This is a genomic window from Micromonospora sp. NPDC049060 (assembly GCF_040649055.1).
Lineage (GTDB): Bacteria > Actinomycetota > Actinomycetes > Mycobacteriales > Micromonosporaceae > Micromonospora > Micromonospora reichwaldensis.
Window position 1 is genome coordinate 23209 of the sequence record NZ_JBEZEV010000019.1, and the last position, 19367, is coordinate 42575.

15 protein-coding genes, 1 tRNA gene and 1 other RNA gene are annotated in these 19367 nt (G+C 74.2%); 10 read left to right on the forward strand and 7 right to left on the reverse strand.

Features of this window, described 5'->3' with window-relative positions:
- Window positions 1-2 precede the first annotated feature (2 nt).
- From AB0B83_RS10850 to AB0B83_RS10860, 3 genes are all read left to right on the forward strand, one after another.
- Complete coding sequence (locus AB0B83_RS10850; protein WP_357577972.1) at window positions 3-5474, forward strand: type I polyketide synthase; 5472 nt, start codon at window positions 3-5, stop codon at window positions 5472-5474.
- An 87-nt stretch (window positions 5475-5561) separates the two neighbouring features.
- Window positions 5562-6614 (forward strand): ABC transporter ATP-binding protein, encoded by a 1053-nt coding sequence (locus AB0B83_RS10855; RefSeq protein ID WP_357577973.1) that lies wholly within the window; start codon window positions 5562-5564, stop codon window positions 6612-6614.
- Window positions 6611-7450 carry an ABC transporter permease gene (locus AB0B83_RS10860; protein ID WP_132240281.1) on the forward strand — a complete coding sequence of 280 codons (840 nt, stop codon included), beginning with the start codon at window positions 6611-6613 and terminating at the stop codon, window positions 7448-7450. Before AB0B83_RS10855 ends, AB0B83_RS10860 begins: the two co-directional genes overlap by 4 nt.
- Before the next feature lie 213 nt (window positions 7451-7663).
- Here AB0B83_RS10860 and AB0B83_RS10865 read toward each other — a convergent pair whose 3' ends face one another.
- The 3 genes from AB0B83_RS10865 to AB0B83_RS10875 form a co-directional block, all read right to left on the reverse strand.
- Window positions 7664-9328 (reverse strand): ABC transporter substrate-binding protein, encoded by a 1665-nt coding sequence (locus tag AB0B83_RS10865; protein WP_357577974.1) that lies wholly within the window; start codon window positions 9326-9328, stop codon window positions 7664-7666.
- A gap of 320 nt (window positions 9329-9648) precedes the next feature.
- Entirely contained in the window at window positions 9649-10242 is a 594-nt protein-coding gene (recR, locus tag AB0B83_RS10870) for a recombination mediator RecR (RefSeq protein ID WP_089003014.1), read from the reverse strand.
- 7 nt (window positions 10243-10249) lie between these two features.
- Window positions 10250-10558: a YbaB/EbfC family nucleoid-associated protein gene (locus AB0B83_RS10875; protein WP_357578012.1), complete on the reverse strand. Its 309-nt coding sequence runs from the start codon at window positions 10556-10558 to the stop codon at window positions 10250-10252.
- A gap of 159 nt (window positions 10559-10717) precedes the next feature.
- On the opposite strand from AB0B83_RS10875, the gene AB0B83_RS10880 reads away from it, so the two are divergent.
- Window positions 10718-11791 (forward strand): DUF2332 domain-containing protein, encoded by a 1074-nt coding sequence (locus AB0B83_RS10880; protein WP_357577975.1) that lies wholly within the window; start codon window positions 10718-10720, stop codon window positions 11789-11791.
- Between the two features lie 175 nt (window positions 11792-11966).
- On the opposite strand, the gene AB0B83_RS10885 is transcribed toward AB0B83_RS10880, so the two are convergent.
- Window positions 11967-14834, reverse strand: a complete 2868-nt coding sequence (locus AB0B83_RS10885) for a DNA polymerase III subunit gamma and tau (RefSeq protein WP_357577976.1) — start codon at window positions 14832-14834, stop codon at window positions 11967-11969.
- Window positions 14835-14942: 108 nt separating this feature from the next.
- An RNA gene (gene ffs / locus AB0B83_RS10890) (signal recognition particle sRNA small type) lies at window positions 14943-15032 on the reverse strand.
- A gap of 82 nt (window positions 15033-15114) precedes the next feature.
- Here ffs and AB0B83_RS10895 point away from each other — a divergent pair.
- The 4 genes from AB0B83_RS10895 (at window position 15115) to AB0B83_RS10910 (ending at window position 16966) form a co-directional block, all read left to right on the forward strand.
- Window positions 15115-15199: transfer RNA gene (locus AB0B83_RS10895), tRNA-Ser, on the forward strand.
- Between the two features lie 179 nt (window positions 15200-15378).
- Window positions 15379-15579 (forward strand): hypothetical protein, encoded by a 201-nt coding sequence (locus AB0B83_RS10900; protein ID WP_357577977.1) that lies wholly within the window; start codon window positions 15379-15381, stop codon window positions 15577-15579.
- Window positions 15576-16007 (forward strand): hypothetical protein, encoded by a 432-nt coding sequence (locus AB0B83_RS10905; RefSeq protein ID WP_357577978.1) that lies wholly within the window; start codon window positions 15576-15578, stop codon window positions 16005-16007. The genes AB0B83_RS10900 and AB0B83_RS10905 overlap by 4 nt, the downstream gene beginning before the upstream one ends.
- A 158-nt stretch (window positions 16008-16165) precedes the next feature.
- Complete coding sequence (locus tag AB0B83_RS10910; protein WP_357577979.1) at window positions 16166-16966, forward strand: sulfite exporter TauE/SafE family protein; 801 nt, start codon at window positions 16166-16168, stop codon at window positions 16964-16966.
- Window positions 16967-17125: 159 nt separating this feature from the next.
- Here the strand turns inward: AB0B83_RS10910 and AB0B83_RS10915 are convergent, their stop codons facing one another.
- Window positions 17126-17377: a flavin reductase gene (locus AB0B83_RS10915; RefSeq protein WP_151457621.1), complete on the reverse strand. Its 252-nt coding sequence runs from the start codon at window positions 17375-17377 to the stop codon at window positions 17126-17128.
- Window positions 17374-17742, reverse strand: a complete 369-nt coding sequence (locus AB0B83_RS10920; RefSeq protein ID WP_357577980.1) for a hypothetical protein — start codon at window positions 17740-17742, stop codon at window positions 17374-17376. The genes AB0B83_RS10915 and AB0B83_RS10920 overlap by 4 nt, the downstream gene beginning before the upstream one ends.
- A 402-nt stretch (window positions 17743-18144) precedes the next feature.
- On the opposite strand from AB0B83_RS10920, the gene AB0B83_RS10925 reads away from it, so the two are divergent.
- Window positions 18145-18912, forward strand: coding sequence for a helix-turn-helix transcriptional regulator (locus AB0B83_RS10925; RefSeq protein ID WP_357577981.1), 768 nt, complete (start codon window positions 18145-18147; stop codon window positions 18910-18912).
- Window positions 18903-19094, forward strand: a complete 192-nt coding sequence (locus tag AB0B83_RS10930) for a DUF397 domain-containing protein (RefSeq protein WP_357577982.1) — start codon at window positions 18903-18905, stop codon at window positions 19092-19094. The genes AB0B83_RS10925 and AB0B83_RS10930 overlap by 10 nt, the downstream gene beginning before the upstream one ends.
- Window positions 19095-19367: the final 273 nt, after the last annotated feature.

The following is a 19367-nucleotide window of genomic DNA, read 5'->3' on the forward strand; positions in this document are numbered from 1 at the left end:
CGATGAGTGTTTCACTGGACGAGGTCGTCGGCGCGCTGCGCGCGTCCCTGCTCGACAACCAGAAGCTCAAGCAGCAGAACCAGCAGCTCACCGCCGCGCTCAGCGAGCCGGTGGCGATCATCGGCATGAGCTGCCGGTTCCCCGGCGGCGTCGGGTCGCCGGAGCAGTTGTGGGACCTGGTGGCCGACGGCACCGACGCGATGTCGGCGTTCCCCGACGACCGGGGCTGGGACCTGGGGGCGCTCTACGACCCCGATCCCGACCCGGACAGCCGGGGCACGTCGTACGTGCGGGAGGGCGGGTTCCTCTACTCCGCCGGGGACTTCGACCCCGCCTTCTTCGGCATCAGTCCCCGCGAGGCCCTCGCCATGGACCCGCAGCAGCGGCTGCTGCTGGAGACCGCCTGGGAGGCGTTCGAGCGGGCCGGCATCGACCCGACCACGCTGCGGGGCGCGCCCACCGGCGTGTACGCGGCGACGAGCAGCCAGGGCGACTACGCCGCGCTGCTCACCGGGGTCAGCGGCGGCGTCGAGGGCTACCTCGGCACCGGTAGCGCCGCCGCCGTGGCCAGCGGCCGGATCTCGTACGCCCTGGGACTGGAGGGGCCGGCGGTCACCGTGGACACGGCGTGCAGCTCGTCCCTGGTCGCGCTGCACCTCGCCTGCCAGGCGCTGCGGCTGGGGGAGTGCACGATGGCGCTGGTCGGCGGGGTGTCGGTGATGGCCACCCCGACCGTCTTCGTCGAGTTCTCCCGCCAGCGCGGCCTGTCCACCGACGGCCGGTGCAAGTCGTTCGCCGCCGCCGCCGACGGCACCGGCTGGTCCGAGGGGGCCGGCATGCTGCTTGTCGAGCGGCTCTCCGACGCCCGCCGCAACGGCCACCCGATCCTCGCCGTGGTGCGCGGCAGCGCGGTCAACCAGGACGGGGCGAGCAGCGGGCTGACCGCCCCGAACGGCCCGTCCCAGCGGCGGGTGATCCGGCAGGCCCTGACCAACGCGGGGCTGACCGCCGACCAGGTGGACGTCGTCGAGGCGCACGGCACCGGTACGACGCTCGGCGACCCGATCGAGGCGCAGGCGTTGCTGGCCACGTACGGGAAGGACCGCCGCGCCGACCGGCCGTTGTGGCTGGGGTCGGTGAAGTCGAACATCGGGCACACCCAGGCGGCCGCGGGCGTCGCCGGGGTGATGAAGATGGTCCTGGCCATGCGGCACGGGATGCTGCCGCCCACCCTGCACGTGGACGAGCCCACCCCGCACGTCGACTGGTCGGCCGGGGCGGTGTCCCTGCTGACCGGGGCGGAGCCCTGGCCGGAGACCGGGCAGCCGCGCCGGGCCGGGGTCTCCGCGTTCGGGATCAGCGGCACCAACGCGCACGTCATCATCGAGCAGGCCGCCGAAGCGGACACCGACGACGCCCGGCCGGCCGGTACGCCCGCCCCGCCGACCCCCTGGATCGTCTCCGCCCGCTCCGCGCCGGCCCTGGCCGGGCAGGCCCGGCGGCTGCTGGGCCACCTGGCCGACCACCCCGACCTGGCCCCGGCCGACGTGGCGTACTCGCTTGTCACCACCCGCGCGGCGCTGCCGCACCGGGCAGCGGTGATCGGCGAGGACCGCGACGCGCTGCTGGCCGGCCTGCGCGCGGTCGCCGAGGAGCGCAACACGTCCGGCGTGGTACGCGGCGTGGCCCGCCCGGCCGGCAAGGTCGCCTTCCTCTTCACCGGCCAGGGCGCCCAGCGCCTCGGCATGGGCGCCGAGCTGTGCCGCCGGTTCCCGGTGTTCGCCGCCGCCTTCGACGAGGTGGCCGGGGAACTGGACCGGCACCTGAGCCGGCCGCTGCGGGAGGTGGTCTTCGCCGATCCCGACTCGCCCGAGGCGGCGCTGCTGGACCGTACCGAGTTCACCCAGCCGGCACTGTTCGCCTACGAGGTCGCCGCCTACCGGCTGGTCACGGCGTGGGGGCTGCGCCCGCAGCACCTGCTCGGCCACTCGGTCGGCGAGCTGGCCGCGGCGCACGTCGCCGGCGTGCTGTCGCTGGCCGACGCCGCGGCCCTGGTGGCCGCCCGGGGCCGGCTGATGCAGCAGCTGCCGGCCGGCGGGGCGATGCTGGCGGTGCGGGCGTCGGAGGCCGACGTGACCCCGCTGCTCGACGAGCGGGTGTCGCTGGCCGCCGTGAACGGCCCCCGGTCGGTGGTGCTCTCCGGCGACGAGGAGGCTGTGCTCGCGGCCGGTGCGCGGCTGGCCGCCGAGGGCCGGCGGTCCCGCCGGCTGCGGGTCAGCCACGCCTTCCACTCGGCCCGGATGGACGCCATGCTGGCCGACTTCCGGGTCGTCGCGGAGAAGGTCACCTGGCATCCGCCGACCCTGCCTGTCGTCTCCGACCGCACCGGCGAGCCGCTCACCGCCGCCCAGGCCACCGACCCGGGCTACTGGGTCGACCACGTCCGGGACACCGTCCGCTTCCACGAGGGCGTCGCCACCCTGGCCGCCGCCGGCGTGGGGACCTTCCTGGAGCTCGGCCCCGACGGCGCCCTGACCGCGCTGGCCCGCGAGTGCCTGCCCGACGTCGAGCCGGCGGCCTTCGTGCCGCTCGGCCGCCGGGACCAGCCCGAGCCGGCCAGCCTGCTCGCCGCGCTCGCCGCCGTCGACCTGCGCGGCGCCGGGGTGGACTGGCCGGCCCTCTTCGCCGGCAGCGACGCCGCGCGCGTCGAGCTGCCCACCTACGCCTTCCACCACGAGCGGTACTGGCCGGATCCGCCCGCCGTCGACCTCCGTCAGCCCGCCGCGCCGAGCGACGACGAGGAGTTCTGGGCCGCCGTGACCCAGGACCGGCCGGCCGTGCTGGCCGCCGCGCTCGGCCTGGACGCCGACCGGCAGGAGGCGCTCGCCGAGCTGCTGCCCGCCCTGGCGTCCTACCGGGACCGGCGGCGCCGCGGTTCCGCCCTGGACGGCCTGCGGTACCGCGCCGACTGGGTCCGCGTCGCCGCGCCCTCCGGCACCGCGACGACCGGCGGCTGCCTGGTGGTGGCCGGGACGTGGACCGACGCCACGGGCGTGCTGGCCGCACTGCGCGCCGAGGGACTGGACCCGGTGCTCGTGACCGTGGGCGACGACCCGGACGAGATCGCCCGGGCCGTCGCGCACGCCGGGGGCACCCCGTCGGTCGTGGTCTCGCTGCTGGCGGCGGAGGCCACGGGGACGGTCGCGCTGGCCGGGACCGCCGCGCTCGTCCGGGCCGTCGCCGGGGGCAGCGCGCCGGTGTGGACCGTGACCCGGGGCGCGGTGGCCGTCGACGCCGACGATGCCGCGCCCGGCGTCGCCGGCGCGTACCTCTGGGGCCTGGGTCGGGTGCTGGCGTTGGAACAGCCGCGCCTCTGGGGCGGGCTGGTCGACCTGCCGGCGGAGCCGGACGACGCCGCGCTCGCCGCGCTCGCCCGGCTCGTCGCGGCCGGCGGCGACGAGGACCAGCTGGCGGTGCGTTCCGGCGGGGTGTACGCGCGGCGGCTGTCGCGCGCCCCGGCCGGCACCGCCGCCGACGCGGACTGGCGGCCCCGGGGCGGGGTCCTGGTGCACGGGGCCGCGGCGGTGCGCACCCCGCACCTGCTGCGGTGGCTCGCCGACCGCGGCGCCACCCATCTCGTCCTCGTCGGTCCCGGGGTGCCCACCGGCACGGTCGGCCCGGACGTCGCCGTCACCGTCGTCGACGACCTCGACGGGCTGCCCGAGGCGCTGGACCGGCTGGCCGACGCCGGGACGGTGGTCCGCACCGTCCTGCACGTCGCTGACTCCGACGGGGCCGGCGAACCGGTCGCGGCGCTGGATCCGCGCGAGCTGGCCCACGCCGTGGCCGCCCGTACCGCCGGGGTGGAGCTGCTCGACCGGGCCTGCGCCGGCCGGCCGATCGACGAGTTCGTGGTCTTCACCTCCACCGCCGCGGTCTGGGGCAGCGGGGGAGCGGCAGTCGCCGCCGCCGCGGGCGCCGGGCTGGAGGCGCTGGCCGCCGGCCTGCGCGCCGCCGGCCGCCCGGCCACCGTCGTCGCGTGGGTGCCCTGGGCCGACGAGGTCACCGACCCGGCACAGCTGCGCCGCCGGGGGGTCCGTCCGCTCCCCGCCGAACTGGCCGTGTCCGCGTTGCAGCAGGCCGTGGGCCGCGGCGACGACCAGCTCGCGGTCGCCGACCTCGACTGGCCGGCGTTCGTGCCGGCTTTCACCGCCGTACGGCCCGCACCGCTGCTGCACGGCGTGCCCGAGGCGGCGGCCGCCGTGGCCCGGGACGCCGGCTCCGGTGGCGAGGCGACCGACCCCGCCCTGGCCTTCCGGGACCGGCTGGCCGGCACCCCGGCCGGCGATCGGCACGGGATCCTGCTGGATCTGGTCCGCGCGCGCGTGGCCACGGTGCTCGGGCACGCCTCGCCCGGGGCGGTCGAGGCCGACCGGGACTTCCTGGAGCTCGGCTTCGACTCGCTGACCGCGCTGGAGCTGCGCGACGCGCTGTGCCAGGAGACCGGGGCGGAGCTGTCGGCCACCCTGCTCTTCGACCATCCCACCCCTACGGCGCTCGCCCGCCACCTGCTCGGTCAGCTCGGCGGCGCGGACGCGGCCGGGGACGGCGCGGACGACGCCGGGGGACCGGCCGCGGAGAGTTCCGGCGGCGGGCTGCTCGGCGGGCTGTTCAACCAGCCGAAGGCGCGCGAGGATCCCGCCGGGTATGCCGAACTCCTGGTCAAGCTCGCGCAGTTCCGGCCCAGCTTCAGCGAGCCGGCGCAGCTCACCCGCCCGGCCGGCATCCTGCGGCTGGCCGAGGGCAGCGCCGCGGCGCAGCTGGTGTGCTGCTGCACCATGTCCCTGCTCTCCGGCGCCCACGAGTACGCCCGGCTCGCCGCCGGCTTCCGGGGGGTGCGCAACGTCTGGGCCCTGCCCAACCCCGGGTTCGGCGTGGGCGAGGAGCTCCCCGCCGACCTCGACGCCCTGCTGCGGGTGCACGCCGACACGGTGCTGCGCGCCGTCGACGGCGGCCCGTTCGTGCTGGCCGGTCACTCGGGTGGCGCGATGGTGGCCAACCTGCTCGCCGGCGAGCTGGAACGCCAGGGCCGCTCCCCGGACGCGGTGGTGCTGATGGACACCTACCCGGCCAACAGCGAGGTGCTCGGCGGGTGGGTGCCGCAGCTGCTCGACGGGATGATCGACCGGGAGACCGCGTACACGCCGATGGACGACTGGCGGACGACCGCGTGGGCCGGCTACCTGCCCCTGTTCCTGGACTGGCAGCCGATCGAGATGGCGGTGCCGACCCTGCTGGTCCGGGCCAGCGAGCCGTTGGGGGAGTGGAACGGCGAGGAGGACGGCTGGCGGTCCCGCTGGCCCTACCCGCACGAGGTGGCGGACGCGGCCGGTGACCACTTCAGCATGGTCGCCGACCGGGGGCCGGAACTCGCCGGCACGCTCCAGCGGTGGCTGGCCGCGCGGGGCCTGTGACCGTTCCCGCCCCTGGCGTGCCCCTAGCGCCCCCTATCGGCGCACACACATCTATCGAACCGACGTTGCAGGACGGAGCATGACGACGTGGACGAGGCAGTGGTGGTCACGGAGCTGGTCAAGCGGTACCAGCCCAACATGCCACCGGCGGTGGACGGGCTGAGTTTCTCCGTCGCCGCCGGTGAGGTCTTCGGCCTGCTCGGGCCGAACGGGGCGGGCAAGACGACGACGATCGGGGTGCTGACCACACGGGTGCGGGCCACCTCGGGCCGGGCCCGGGTGTGCGGCGCGGACGTGATCGGCGCGCCCGCTGTCGCGCGGCAGTTGCTGGCGGTCGTACCGCAGCGGGTGAACCTGGACCGGGCGCTGACCGTCCGGCAGAACCTGCTGTTCCACGCGGCGTACCACCGCGTGCCCCGGGCGGAGCGCATCCGGCGGGCGGACGAGCTGCTGGACCAGATGGGGCTCAAGGACTTCGCGAACCACCGTACCGACTTTCTGTCCGGCGGCCTCGCCCAGCGCACGATGATCGCCCGCGCGCTGATGCACTCGCCCCGGGTGCTCTTCCTCGACGAGCCGTCCGCGGGCCTCGACCCCCAGTCCCGGCTCTTCGTGCACGACCGGGTCGCCGAGCTGAAGCGGTCCGGGGTGACCGTGGTGGTCACCACGCACGACATGGACGAGGCGGAGAAGCTCTGCGACCGGGTCGGCATCGTCGACCACGGCAAGCTGCTCACCCTGGACACCCCGTCCGCGCTGACCCGTACGCTGCCGGGCAGCAGCACCCTGACCCTCGTGGTGACCCCCGGTGCCCCCGCCGAGCAGGTGCGGGCCGCGCTCGACGCGATCCCGGACGTGGAGCAGGTGGAACACTTCAAGGTGACCGCCCCGGCGCCCGTCGCCGCGCCGGCGTTCCCGGGCATGCCGGCGATGCCGATGCCCGCGCCGGCCCCCGACGCCCCCGCCGACCCGGACGCCCCGCTCTCCTTCCGGGTCTACACCAGCGGCCAGCCGGCCAACGCCATCCCGATGGCGATGAAGATCCTCGCCGACCTGGGCTGCGAGGTCCGTGACCTGAACATCGGCCAGCCCAGCCTGGAAGATGTCTTCATCCACCTGACCGGAAGGGAACTTCGGTGAGCGTCGCCGCCCCCGCCCCCCCGTCCGCGCCGTCGCCGGCCTCGTCGCCGCCGCCGGTGCGCGCGCTGGACCAGTTCGCCACGTTCCGGGCGGTGCTCTCGCGGGACCTGTTCGTCACCGGCCGGGAGCTTGTCGGCTTCCTGCTCCAGGTCTTCATCCAGCCGCTGTTCATGCTGCTGATCTTCGGCAAGGTGCTCAGCGACCTGGGCTACGCCAGCGACGACTTCTCCAACGTGCTGCTGCCCGGCGTCATCGCGCTGAACGCCTTCCTGATCGGCCTGGAGAACACCGCGCTGCCGATGATGATGGATTTCTCCTTCACCCGGGAGATCGAGGACCGCCTCCTGTCGCCCATGGCGATTCCGCTGGTGGCCCTGGAGAAGATCGTCTTCGGCGGCATCCGCGGCCTGATCGCCGGCGTGGTGCTGATCCCGGTCGGCATGCTCATGCTCGGTGTCACCTGGCCCTGGGCGGTCGTGCTCAAGGTGGTCGGGGTGTTGGCGATCGGCGCGCTGGTCGGTGCGGCGGTGGGCCTCGCCTTCGGCACGCTGGTGCCGACGCAGCACATCCAGATCATGTTCACCGTGGTGATGACCCCGATCATGTTCACCGGCGCGACCCAGTTCCCGCTGCTGGGCCTGGACTCGCTGCGCTGGTACCAGGTGATCTGCTCGCTGAACCCGCTCACCTACATCAGCGAGGCGACCCGGTCGCTCGTCGGCCCGCCGGGGGTCGAGTCGCTGCCGCTGTGGCTGTGCATGTGCGTGCTCACCGGGGTCTTCGTGGTGTTCTCGATGATCGGCATGCGTGGCTTCATGCGCCGCGCCGTGGACTAGCCGAACCGCGGTCGCGGACCGCGCGACCCCGGCAGGGGCGCGCCGGCCCGGCGCTCCCCGTCCCCGTTTCCCGTACCACCTCGACGGGGGGGTGGCCGGGGGCGGGGGGGGGGCGGGGGCGGGGGGGGCCGCGCGGCGGGGGGGGGGGGGGGGGGGTGTGGGGGGGGGGCGCGCCCCCCCCCAGGGCCCCCCCCCACGACTCGGAGCGTCAGATCAGGACTTGAACTCGGCGGTGGAGAACCGCTCATCGGTGAGCGGGCTCGCCTTGACGCCGGTCACGTCCTTGCCGAACACGATCGCCGGCGGCGAGTGCGACACCGGGACACCGGGCAGGAAGTCCATGATGGCCTTGTTCAGGGCCTTGTACTTCTCGGTCCGGGCCGCCGCGTCGGCGGTGGTGTCGGCGTCCTTGAACTGGTCGAACAGGGCCGGGTTGTCAAAGCCCCACTCGTCCTTCTGCCGGTCGAAGAAGGTGCCGATGAAGTTGTACGCGTCGCCGTAGTCACCGGTCCAGCCGAGGAAGTGCAGGTCGTGCTTGGCGCCCGACGTGGTGGCGTTCAGGTAGTCCGGGCTCCACTTGAGCGGGATGGCCTGGACGTTGATGCCGACCGCCTTGAGGTCCGCCGAGAGCAGCTCGAAGATGTCCTTCGGGTTCGGCATGTACGGCCGGGTGACCTCGGTCGGGTAGTGGAACCGCAGGGTCAGGTTCGTCGCGCCGGCCTCAGCCAGCAGCGCCTTGGCCTTCGCCGGGTCGTAGTTGTACTTGGTGACGTCGCCGTTCCAGCCCTCGACGGTGTCCGGCAGGAAGTTGTCGGCGACCTTGGCGCCCGGGGGCAGCTTCGAGTCGACCAGGGCCTGCCGGTTCAGCGCGTGCGCGATGGCCTGGCGGACCTTGATGTCGGCGAGCTTCGGGTTCCCCTTCTGGTTCATGGCCAGGTAGAGGATGTTGAACGCCGGGCGGGTCAGGACGTTGAAGCCCTCGCCCTTCAGCGGCTCGACGTCGGCCGGGCCGACCAGGTCGTACCCCTGGATGTCGCCGGAGCGCAGCGCCTGCTTGCGCGCGTTCTCGTCCGAGATCGTCTTGTAGATGAGGGTCTTCAGCTTCGCCTTGGTGCCGGCGTAGTCCTCGTTGCGCTCGATGGTGAGCGTCTTGTTGGCGACGTCCCAGGACTTGAACTTGAACGGGCCGGTGCCGGTCGGGTGCGCCGTGGCGTAGGCCGGGTACTTGATGTCCTCGGCGGTGCCGCCCACGTTGCTGGCGTCGTACTTCTCCAGCGCGGTCGGGCTGTGCATCGAGAACGAGGGCAGCATCAGCGCGGCCGGGATCTTGCTGGAGACCCGGGTGAAGGCCAGGTCGACCGTGGTGGCGTCCTTGGCGGTGCAGGACTTGAAGAGGCTCGGCGGCAGGTCCGCGCTCTCGTTCTTGGCGAAGCCGCCCATGACGTCCTGCCAGTAGGCGGTCACGTCCGGGCTCTGCATGAGGCCCTTGGCGTTGTACCAGCGGTCGAAGTTCTTGCAGACCGCCTCGGCGTTGAATTCGGTGCCGTCGTGGAACTTCACGCCGGAGCGCAGCTTGAAGGTCCAGGTGGTGCCCGCGGCGTCCGGGGTCCAGGACTCGGCCAGGCCGGGGGTGACCTTGGTGCCACCCTCCTCCGGACGGACCAGCGTCTCGAAGACCTGACGCGCCACGCGCAGCGACTCACCGTCGCTGGCGAAGCTCGGGTCGAGCACCTTCGGGTCTCCGGCTACGCCGAAGACGAGGGTGTCCTTCTTGCTACCGCCGGAACTGTCATCGCGGTCGCTCTCGGCGCAGCCTGCTACCGCGAGGGCCGCGACCGCGACGGCCGCGAGCGCGACCTTCGGCCTGGATGCACGCATGGGTGCTTCACCTCGTCCTTGGGGTTACGGACAATCGTGGTGACAGGGGTCACCGATCGCCGTGACCTTAGCCGCCGTTCGGACCGGCGGGAAACCGTAGCGGAACCGGTTGGTACCGGATCGTGTCTTAACCGATGCGGCCCGCCGCAGAGGCCGTTCCGGACCGCCAACAAAGGGGCACTATGTCTGGTTTGACCGATGCGGATTTGTTACATCGATCGTCGCCCGCATCGCTGTGATGTCAGACCTCACAGTGGACCCGACAGTGCCCGTACGACGATGGTCGGCACCCGAATCGGGTGCCGACCATGGCGGAAACGTCAGACGGCGCGACGGCCCTCGAAGGCGCGGCCCAGCGTGATCTCGTCGGCGTACTCCAGGTCGCCGCCGACCGGCAGGCCGCTCGCCAACCGGGTCACCGAGATGCCCATCGGCTTCACCATCAACGCCAGGTACGTCGCGGTCGCCTCGCCCTCGGTGTTCGGGTCCGTGGCCAGGATCAGCTCCCGCACGGTCCCGTCGCTGAGCCGGGCCATCAGCTCACGGATGCGCAGATTGTCCGGCCCGATCCCTTCCAGCGGATTGATCGCCCCGCCGAGCACGTGGTAGCGGCCCCGGAACTCGCCGGTCCGCTCGATCGCGACCACGTCCTTCGGCTCCTCGACCACGCAGAGCACCTCGTCCGTGCGGCGCGGGTCGCGGCAGATCCGGCACCGGTCGGACTCGGCCACGTTGTAGCAACTGGTGCAGAACCGCACCAGCTCCTTGACCTTGCGCAACGCCCCGGCCAGCCGGTTGACGTCGGCCGGGTCGGCGGACAGGACGTGGAAGGCGATCCGCTGGGCGCTCTTCGGGCCCACGCCCGGCAGCCGCCCCAACTCGTCGATCAGGTCCTGGATGGCGCCCTCGTACATCTGCCGCTCAGAAACCGGGCAGGCCGAGGCCGCCCATGCCGCCGGTGACCGGGCCCATCTTCTTCTCGGTCAGCTCCCGCGCCGCCTCGGCGGCGTTGTGCATGGCCGCGACGACGAGGTCCTCCAGGGTCTCCACGTCCTCCGGGTCCACCGCCTTCGGGTCGATCTTGATCGACTTCAGCTCGCCGCTGCCGGCGACGGTCGCGGTGACCAGGCCACCGCCGGCGGTGCCGGTCAGCTCCGCCTCGGCGAGCTCGGCCTGCGCCTTGGCGATCTGCTGCTGCATCTTCTGCGCCTGCTTCAGCATCTGCTGCATGTTCGGCTGTCCACCTGGGCGCACGGATGGCTCCTTCTCGCACTCGTCTGCTCGGCCGCCGCTCAGCCTATCGGCTGTGAGCAGCCTCGCCCCGCCCGGTGCTTCCCTCACGCCGGGTCCGGGCGCACGATCACGGAACCGACCGGATGGAGGTGGCCGATGTCCCGGAAACAGGCCGCGACGGCCATGGAACGACAGGCCCGGGCCTGCGCCGACATGGACGCCGCCCTCTACGCCCACCTGCTGGCGCGCGCCGCCGGTGACGTGCGGGCCGGCGGCCCGTGCGCCACCGTCATCAAGGGGTACGAGGACAGCGACGCCGACGCCCTCGTGTCGCTACGCCTGCTCGGCGGGGTGCACGCGCTGGTGCTGTCCGGCCGGGCACCCGAGCTGGCCCGGTTCTACCCCAGCGCGGGTGGGGCGTACCGGGCGGCGGACGCCCCCGCCTGCTGGGCCGCGTTCCGGGCGGTCGTCGAGGCCGAGCACGACACGCTGCGCGGCTGGCTACGCCGACCGCCCCAGACCAACGAGGTCGGCCGGGCCAACCTGCTGCTCGCCGGCCTGCTGCACGCCGTCCACGAGGTGGGCGGGCTGCCGGTGCGCCTCGTCGAGCTGGGCGCGAGCGCCGGGCTGAACCTGCGCGCCGACCGGTTCCGCGTCGAGGCCGCCGGCTTCGCCTGGGGACCGGTCGACTCCCCGGTACGCCTGCCGGACGCCTGGCGGGGCGGGGCGCCCGACTGGCTGCGGGCGGCGGCCGAGGCGTACCCCGAGCTGACCGTGGTGGAGCGGCTCGGCTGCGACGTCAGCCCACTCGACCCGGGCGACTCCGACGGCGCGCTCGCGCTGCGGGCGTACCTCTGGCCGGAGCACACCGCCCGCGCGGCCCGGCTGGCCGGCGCGCTGGAGCTGGCCGGACGGCTGCCGGCCCGGGTCGTCGCGGCGGGGGCGGCGGACTTCCTCGCCGGGATCACCCCGCGCCCCGGCACGCTGACCGTGGTGTGGCACTCGGTGATGCGCCAGTACGTCCCGGCCGAGGAGTGGGCGCGGGTCACCGCCGAGCTGGACCGGCTGGCCGCCGCCAGCGGCACCGACGCGCCGGTCGCCCACGTCTCCTTCGAACCGCACCCACATGAGGCCCGCAACGACTTCCAGCTCCGCGCCCGACTCGGCAGGGGTCAGGAACGCCTGCTCGCGGAGGCACACCCCCACGGCCTCCCGGCCTGGCCTGCCTGACCCCACCCCGCCCGCCGCGCCACCGCGTCCGCGTCATCGCCAGAGATCTTGGTACCGGAGCGCCCCCAGAGGGGCCGATTCCTGCCAAGATCTGCCGCGTTCGCCTCGCCGGTCACGGCGAGGCGTGCCCCCGCGTCGGCGTGCCCTCCGCGTCGGGGTCGGCGTGGGGGAAGGGTTATCGGGCGTCGACCTCGTCGATCTTCTCTGCGCCGAACACCTCGCGGAGCAGCCGTACCGCCTGTTCCTCGCTGGACTCCCGCGCGGTCTGCTCGTCGATGACCTCGTCAAGCGGCTCGTCACCCGGGTCGAAGCCCTCGAAGTTCGGGGCCGCCGGCCGGGCACCGCCGGGGCGCCCCCCGCCGCCGCGCACCGGGCCGTCGAAGTCCGGGTCGTACGGCGGCTCGCCGGCCCAGTCGGCGTCCGCTGTCTTCCGTACCGGCTGGCCGGTACGCGGACCACGTCCCGCCGCAGCCGCCCGCGCCGCCGCGATCGCGCTGCTCACCGGAGGGCTGGCGGGCGCAGCCTGCTGCGGCGCACCCGAGGGACCAGCCGGCTTCGGTACGGCGGGCGCGCCAGTCGCCGACGCCGTGGCGGCGCTCGCCGGCCGGGTGGTCGCCGCTGCGCCGGGCAGGCCGGCCGCCGCCGGGGCAGCGGCTGCCGTACCGCTGGTCGACGTGACGGCCGACGCGCCACCCGGTCGAGCCGGTTCCGGCCAGTCGTCGCCACCCCCGGCCGCGCCACCCGGGCGGGCGGGCTCGGGCCAGTCGTCGCCGCCCCCGGCCGCGCCACCTGGGCGGGCCGGCTCGGGCCAGTCCTCGGCGACGTCGGCAGCGGCGGGGGCACCGCCGCTGCCCGACGCACCAGCTCCGGAGGTGGGCCGGGTCGCCCCGCCCTGGCCGCCCGCAGCGCCACCCGCGCCACCCGCGCCGCTCGTGCCACCAGACCCGCTGGCCGCACCACTGAGTCCATTCGGCCCGCCCGTGCCGGCCAGGCCACTCGGGCCGCCGGGACCGGTCGGGCCTCCGGAAATGCCGCCGCCGCCCGCGCCACCACCGGACGCGCCGCCACCAGACGGGCCGCCACCAGACGGGCCGGCGTCGGACATGCCACCACCGGACATGCCGCCGGACGGGTCACTACCAGACGGGCCGGCGCCGGACATGCCGCCACCGGACGGGCCGGTGCCGGTCCGGTCCTGGTGGGCGGGGGCTGCCGACGGCGGGGATGCCGGGCGGGCCGCAGCGGCGGGACGGGACGAGCCACCGAGTGACGTGCCACCCCGCTCGCCGGCCACCTCGCAGCGGATCTGCCAGCGGCCACCGAACTCCTCGTAGAGCACGTCGGCCAGTACCGACGTGTGGTTGCCCATCATCTGCGCGAGCACCGGCGACTTGACGGTCAGCACCAGGGTGTCGCCATCCACGTCGCGGACCACCGCGTCGCGCATCAGCGCGGCGGCCGGCTTCTTGATCCGGTTGACCTTCGCGACGATGTCCGGCCAGACCCGGCGTACCGCGACGGCGTCCAGGGGGCCCGCCGCAGCCGCGCCGGGGCGGGGCGGGGCGGGGGTGGCCGGGTCGGGCAGCACCGCCGAGGGGGGCACCTGACGGCGGGCGGAAGCATCGGCGGGCGGCCCACTGGCGGGCGCGCCCACCGGCTCCGTGGCGGCCGGGGCTGCCTGCGTCGTGCGGGAACCGGTGGCGGCCAGAACCGCCGCGCGGGCAGCCGCAGCGCCGGACTGGGCGCCGGCAGCCGCCGGCGGGCCGGCGGGCGACGGGTCGGGCGCGGCGGCAGCCGCGGTCGGGGCGGGAGCTTCGGGGCGTACGGGAGGAGGGGCGGCGACCGGCGCGGGGCCGGCGGCGGCCGGCGGCGCGTCGGTGCCGGCGAGGGTGAGCCGGCGCTCCATGCGTTCGAGGCGCTGGAGCAGGCCGCCGGTGCTGTCGTCGGCGCCGGGCAGCAGCATCCGGGCGCAGATCAGCTCCAGCAGCAGCCGGGGCGCGGTGGTGCCGCGCATCTCCACCAGGCCGTTGTGCACGATGTCGGCGCAACGGGACAGCGTGGCCGGGCCGAGCCGCTGGGCCTGGGCGGCCATCCGCTCGATCTGGTCGGCCGGGCCGTCGATGAGGCCCTTGGCGGCGGCGTCCGGCACCTGCTGGAGCACGATCAGGTCGCGCAGCCGCTCCAGCAGGTCGGAGGCGAACCGGCGCGCGTCGTGCCCGGCCTCGGCGACCCGGTCGACGGTCGCGTACGCCGTCGCGCCGTCCCCGGCCGCCAGCGCGTCGCACATCTCGTCGATGAGGGCGGCGTCGGTCACGCCGAGCAGGGCGGCGGCCCGGGAGTAGGTGACGCCCTCCGGCCCGGCCCCGGCGATGAGCTGGTCGAGCACGGAGAGGCTGTCCCGGGCGCTGCCGCCGCCGGCGCGCACCACCAGCGGGAAGACCGCCGGCTCGACGGCGACGTTCTCGGCCTCGCAGAGCTGCTCCAGGTAGGGCCGGAGCACCTTCGGCGGGATCAACCGGAACGGGTAGTGGTGGGTCCGCGACTTGATTGTGCCGAGGACCTTCTCCGGCTCGGTGGTCGCGAAGATGAACTTGACGTACTCCGGTGGCTCCTCGACCAGCTTGAGCAGGGCGTTGAAGCCGGCCGACGAGACCATGTGGGCCTCGTCGATGACGTAGATCTTGAAGCGGCTCTTGGCCGGCGCGAAGATCGCCTTCTCGCGCAGCTCGCGGGCGTCGTCGACGCCGCCGTGGCTGGCCGCGTCGATCTCCAGTACGTCGATCGAGCCGCCGTCGGTGGCCAGCTCGCGGCAGGAGTCACACTGCCCGCACGGCTCCGGGGTCGGGCCCTGCTCGCAGTTCAGCGAGCGGGCCAGGATCCGGGCGCTGGAGGTCTTGCCGCAGCCGCGTGGGCCGGAGAAGAGGTACGCATGGTTGAGCCGCCCGCTGCGCAGCGCCTGCGACAGCGGCTCGGTGACGTGCTCCTGCCCGATGACCTCGGCGAAGGTACGCGGCCGGTACTTGCGGTAGAGCGCCAGTGCCACTCGTCCCGCCTCCTCTCGACCGAGCCATTCTGCGCCGGTCGGGCGCGGGTGACCACCCACCACCCCGTGACCTGACCCGCAGGGACGTTACCGGGACCCGGAGACAAAAAAGGCCTCCCGTGCACCCGGCAGAGCCCGCTTATCCTTGCTGCCTTCCGGCCCTGGGGAGGTTCACGAGATACCGCCGCACGGGAGGTACCGCCAACCCTACCCGACGCCGCGTCGATCTTCAGGGGGTGGTGGGGTGGCCCACCCGCCGGGGACCTGTATCCTCGTCTGCGGAGGATTCGCCTAGAGGCCTAGGGCGCACGCTTGGAAAGCGTGTTGGGTTAACACCCTCACGAGTTCGAATCTCGTATCCTCCGCTCGCTGAGCAGCACGAACGCGAGGGCCGACCCCATCGGGGACGGCCCTCGTACCGTTTCTGCCGAGCGCCACGGCGGCTCCCCTGGTTACGCTCCTCCGACCTGTGTCGATGCCTCGTCGACGATCGGTCGGTGGCGGTCGCGCCTCTCGACGGGTGAGGCCGGAAGGGGCGACCCGCTTGGGCAAGAATCCGCGCTGGCTGCTCTGGACGCAACTGGTCGCGATGTCCTGCGTCCTTCTCTCCCAGGTGGGGTCCGGGTTCGACCGACCGCTGGAGATCATCGTGGGCTGCGGGGCGGCCGGGATGGCGCTGTACTGTGTCGCCGCGCTGATCATCGGCCGCACCGGCGGCAACGCCGAGAAAGCCGATGCCGGGTGAGCGAGCGGGCGACCGACCCGGAGTTCGACGAATGCGACTGCCCGGAGAAGGTCGACGCGGCCCTGGAGCGTACGGAGCCCGGGGCCGGGCCGGCGCTTCTCTGGCTGGTGCTGGACGAGTTCCACCCGCCCGCCGTCGTCCTTCCCAGGATCAAGCGCGGGCTCCGGTCGCGGGACGCGCAGACCAGGGCGAACGCGTTGCAGTCGCTGGGTCACTTCGGGCGCCTGCACCGCGACATCGACGTCGAGTCGCTGGCGCTGCTCCGGGGCGCGCTGCGCGACCGCACCCCGCTCGGCGGCTGCCAGCTACGCGGCTACGCCGACGACGCGGCGGACGACATCGGCATGTTCGTGCCCCGGCATCGCCTGCCCCGCTGGCTGCGCCGCCGCCACGCCGGGCCCTGGCGACCGCGCCCACCGCAGAGATGAACGCCGCCGACGAAGCGACTGGTCACGGCGTGATCCCCGCTGCACGTCGATCAGGAAGCACCGCCCGCGTCCTACGCTGACAGCCGCATCCGACAGCGAGACAACCGGGCGGCGGCGACCTGCGGGCGTCGACCGGCCCGGGGAGAGCGCGGACACAGGTGAACGCAACGCTGAACGTCGTCGACGGGCTGGCCGTGCTGGCCGCCGGGGTCGCCGCGGGAGCCATCAACGCGGTGGTGGGCTCGGGCACGCTTGTGACCTTCCCGGTCCTGCTCTCCCTCGGCTATCCACCCGTGGTGGCGAACGTGTCCAACACCGTCGGGCTGGTGCCGGGGTCGTTCACCGCGGCGTACGCCTATCGCCAGGAGTTGACCGGGCACGGCCGGCTGCTGGCCCGCCTGGGTCTCGCCGCCGTGCTCGGCGGGATCACGGGCGGCGTACTGCTGCTGCTCCTGCCGCCCGGTGCGTTCCGGGCCATCGTGCCGGCGCTGATCATCTTGGCGTTGGTGCTCGTGGTGGTGCAGCCGCGACTGGCGCGGGCGTTGGCCCACCGACGGCCGGTCGCGGACGACGCGGGCGCGTCGTCGGCGGGCGGTCAGGCGGTACGGCGGGCGGGGCCGCTGCTGCTGCTCGGCGTCTTCGGCACCGGGGTGTACGGCGGCTATTTCGGCGCCGCCCAGGGCGTGTTGCTGCTGGGGCTGCTCGGCGTGCTGCTCTCGGCCGACCTGCGCTGGGTCAACGGGGTGAAGAACCTGCTCGCCGGCCTCGTGAACGGGGTCGCGGCGGTCCTGTTCGTGGTCGTGGGAAACGTGGCGTGGCAGCCGGCGCTGCTGATCGCGGCGGGTTCCGTGGTGGGCGGCCTGATCGGCGGCCGGTGGGGGCGCCGGCTGCCGCCGGTGGCGTTGCGTGCCATCATCGTGGTCGTCGGCCTCGCCGCCCTGGTCAACCTCCTGCGCTGACCCCGCCGGCCGGTCGTCCGCGCGGGCGGCCCGGGGTGCGGAAGCGTTCGGCGAGTGGAACACCACGGGTGTCTCCCGGCATGGGATGCACCCGTGGTGTTCCACTCGACCCCGCCCGCCCGCCGGGCACGTCCACGGGTAGGAGCGGAACGGCGGCGGTCATCCGCGTGGGCGGGCCCAGGAGACGAAGCGGTCGGCTAGCTGGGCCGGGCTCACGCCGGGGTCGAGCGCGACGAGCTGTGCGGCGGCCTCGACCTGGAGAGTCGCCAGGTGGACGGTGAGCGCGGCGCGGTCGTGGCGGTACTCGCCGAGCAGCCGCAGCTTCGCCGGCGAGCAGGGCCAGGCGATGCCGCACGCCCGGCACCGCCACGTGGGCCGGGTCGGGACGTGCTCCCGGGTGCGGCGGCTCACCGCGCCGCCGGTCCCGCAGACCCGACCCGGGCCGCCGCCCCGGGTTGCTCCGTCCCGAGCCGGTCCACCGTCCCGAGTCGATCAGCCGTCCCGGGCTGGTGAGCCGCCCCGAGCCTGTCCGCAGCCCGGGCCCGGGGCGTATCGGTGGCGATCACCCGGGCGCGGTCGACGCGGATCGAGGCGAAGCGCTCGCGGGGGCGGAGGGTGCCGTCGGCGTTCACCTGATGGCCGCGTACCTCGGCCCAGAGCCGACCCTCGAACGGGCCGACGCTCAGCACCTCGGTGACGCGCAGCGTCAGGGGGCCCTCGCCGAAGCGGTAGGCGTCGTCGGGAACGCGGATGGTCGTACCGGCGGGCCACCCCACCGGCCGGCTCCGGGCGGGGGCGGCCGGTAGGGACGGATCGTCGCGGTCGGCCGGGGGACGGGGCTCGCCCCGATGCTCGGAGACTGGAGCGCGGCGGGTTGGCACGGGCGGACCTCCTTGGCGGGCTCGGCAGGGCTCGTCCTGGCGGGACGAAAGGCTGAAGGGGCCCAGGCTGGAAGAGACAAAGGGCTGAAGGGCCGGACTGGCAGGGACGTGGGGCTGGAGCGGGGCCGCCCCGTCCTCCCCGTCGGGGCGGCCCCGCGACTGACGCCGACCGCCGGGCTCCTTCGCCTCCACCGGCCGCGCCGTCTTTGTCACCCCAACTTGCCGCGTGTGCGCAGACAGATACAGCCCGTAGCGCTATGGTCGCCAGATATTTGGGACATCCGATGGGAGAAGCCCGTGAACGACGCGCTCAGGGTGGCGCTCAGCGACACCGGGCACACGATCGAATCCCTCGCCGAGACCGTCGGCGTCGACCCGAAGACGGTCGGGCGGTGGCTGACCGAGGACCGCATCCCGCACGCCCGGCACCGGCTGGGGGCGGCGGAGGCCCTCCGCAGGGACGTGTCGGACATCTGGCCGGACACTTCGAGACGTCGTGACCCGATCTGGTTTCGTCCGTGGCAGGAGATCGAGCGCGAGGCGGTGTCGCTGCGGTCGTACCAATCGGTGGTCCTGCCGGGCCTGCTCCAGACCGAGGCGTACGCGCGGGCCGTGCTGACCGGCGGCGGCCTGTTCCCCCGGGGCGACGTCGAGCGGCACCTCGCGGCCCGCCTCGCCCGCCAGGGCATCCTGCGGCAGGACGAGCCGCCGCAGTTCACGGCCGTGATCGACGAGGCGGCGCTGCGTCGCCCGGTCGGCGGGCGGGCCACCATGCGCGAGCAGCTCCGGGCCGTCGTCGCCGCCTGCGCCGAGCCGCACGTGCGGGTGCACGTCGTGCCGTCGTCGGTCGGCGCCTACGCCGGCCTGAACGGGCCGTTCGTGATCGCTAGCAGCCACGACCACCGGATCGCCGGCTACCTCGACAACCAACTCCAGGGGCAACTGGTTAGCGAACCCGCGGACATCGCCGCCATGATGGCTGCGTGGGAGAACGTGCGCGGCGAGGCGTTGTCCCACTGGCAGTCGGTCGATCTCATCACGGAAGTGGCGGAGACATGGAGCTGAACGGCGCGCGGTGGCGCAAGAGCAGCCGCAGCAGCGGCAACGGCGGCGACTGCGTCGAGGTCGCCGACAACCTGCCCGGCGTCGTCGCGGTGCGCGACTCGAAGGACCCGGCCGGCCCGGCGCTCGCCTTCGCCCCGACGGCGTGGCGCGCGTTCGTCGCCACCATCGCCGAGCGCCCCTGAACGACCCCACTCACGGCAGAGGCACCCCCGGCACGAGGCGCGGGTGGAACGACACGGGTGTCTCCCGACGCGGGATGCACCCGTGTCGTTCCACCCGCCCTTGGCGACGGCAGGGATCACCCCCCTGCTTCTCCAACCTGCCCGACCGACGGCCGCGTCACGCCCGGAGGAGGGCCGGCAGTGCGGCATCGCGGGGCGGTGCCGGAAGGGGACGATTGGGTACGGTGCGGAGAACGGCGTAGGCGGGACTCGTCGTACACATGTTCCATCCAC

Excerpts from the sequence above, each read along its gene's own strand:
- AB0B83_RS10865 (WP_357577974.1), bottom strand. The coding sequence starts at position 9,328 with ATGCGTGCATCCAGGCCGAAGGTCGCGCTCGCGGCCGTCGCGGTCGCG.
- AB0B83_RS10880 (WP_357577975.1), top strand. The coding sequence starts at position 10,718 with ATGTCCCGGAAACAGGCCGCGACGGCCATGGAACGACAGGCCCGGGCC.
- recR (WP_089003014.1), bottom strand. The coding sequence starts at position 10,242 with ATGTACGAGGGCGCCATCCAGGACCTGATCGACGAGTTGGGGCGGCTG.
- AB0B83_RS10875 (WP_357578012.1), bottom strand. The coding sequence starts at position 10,558 with ATGCAGCAGATGCTGAAGCAGGCGCAGAAGATGCAGCAGCAGATCGCC.
- AB0B83_RS10930 (WP_357577982.1), top strand. The coding sequence starts at position 18,903 with ATGGAGCTGAACGGCGCGCGGTGGCGCAAGAGCAGCCGCAGCAGCGGC.
- AB0B83_RS10850 (WP_357577972.1), top strand. The coding sequence starts at position 3 with ATGAGTGTTTCACTGGACGAGGTCGTCGGCGCGCTGCGCGCGTCCCTG.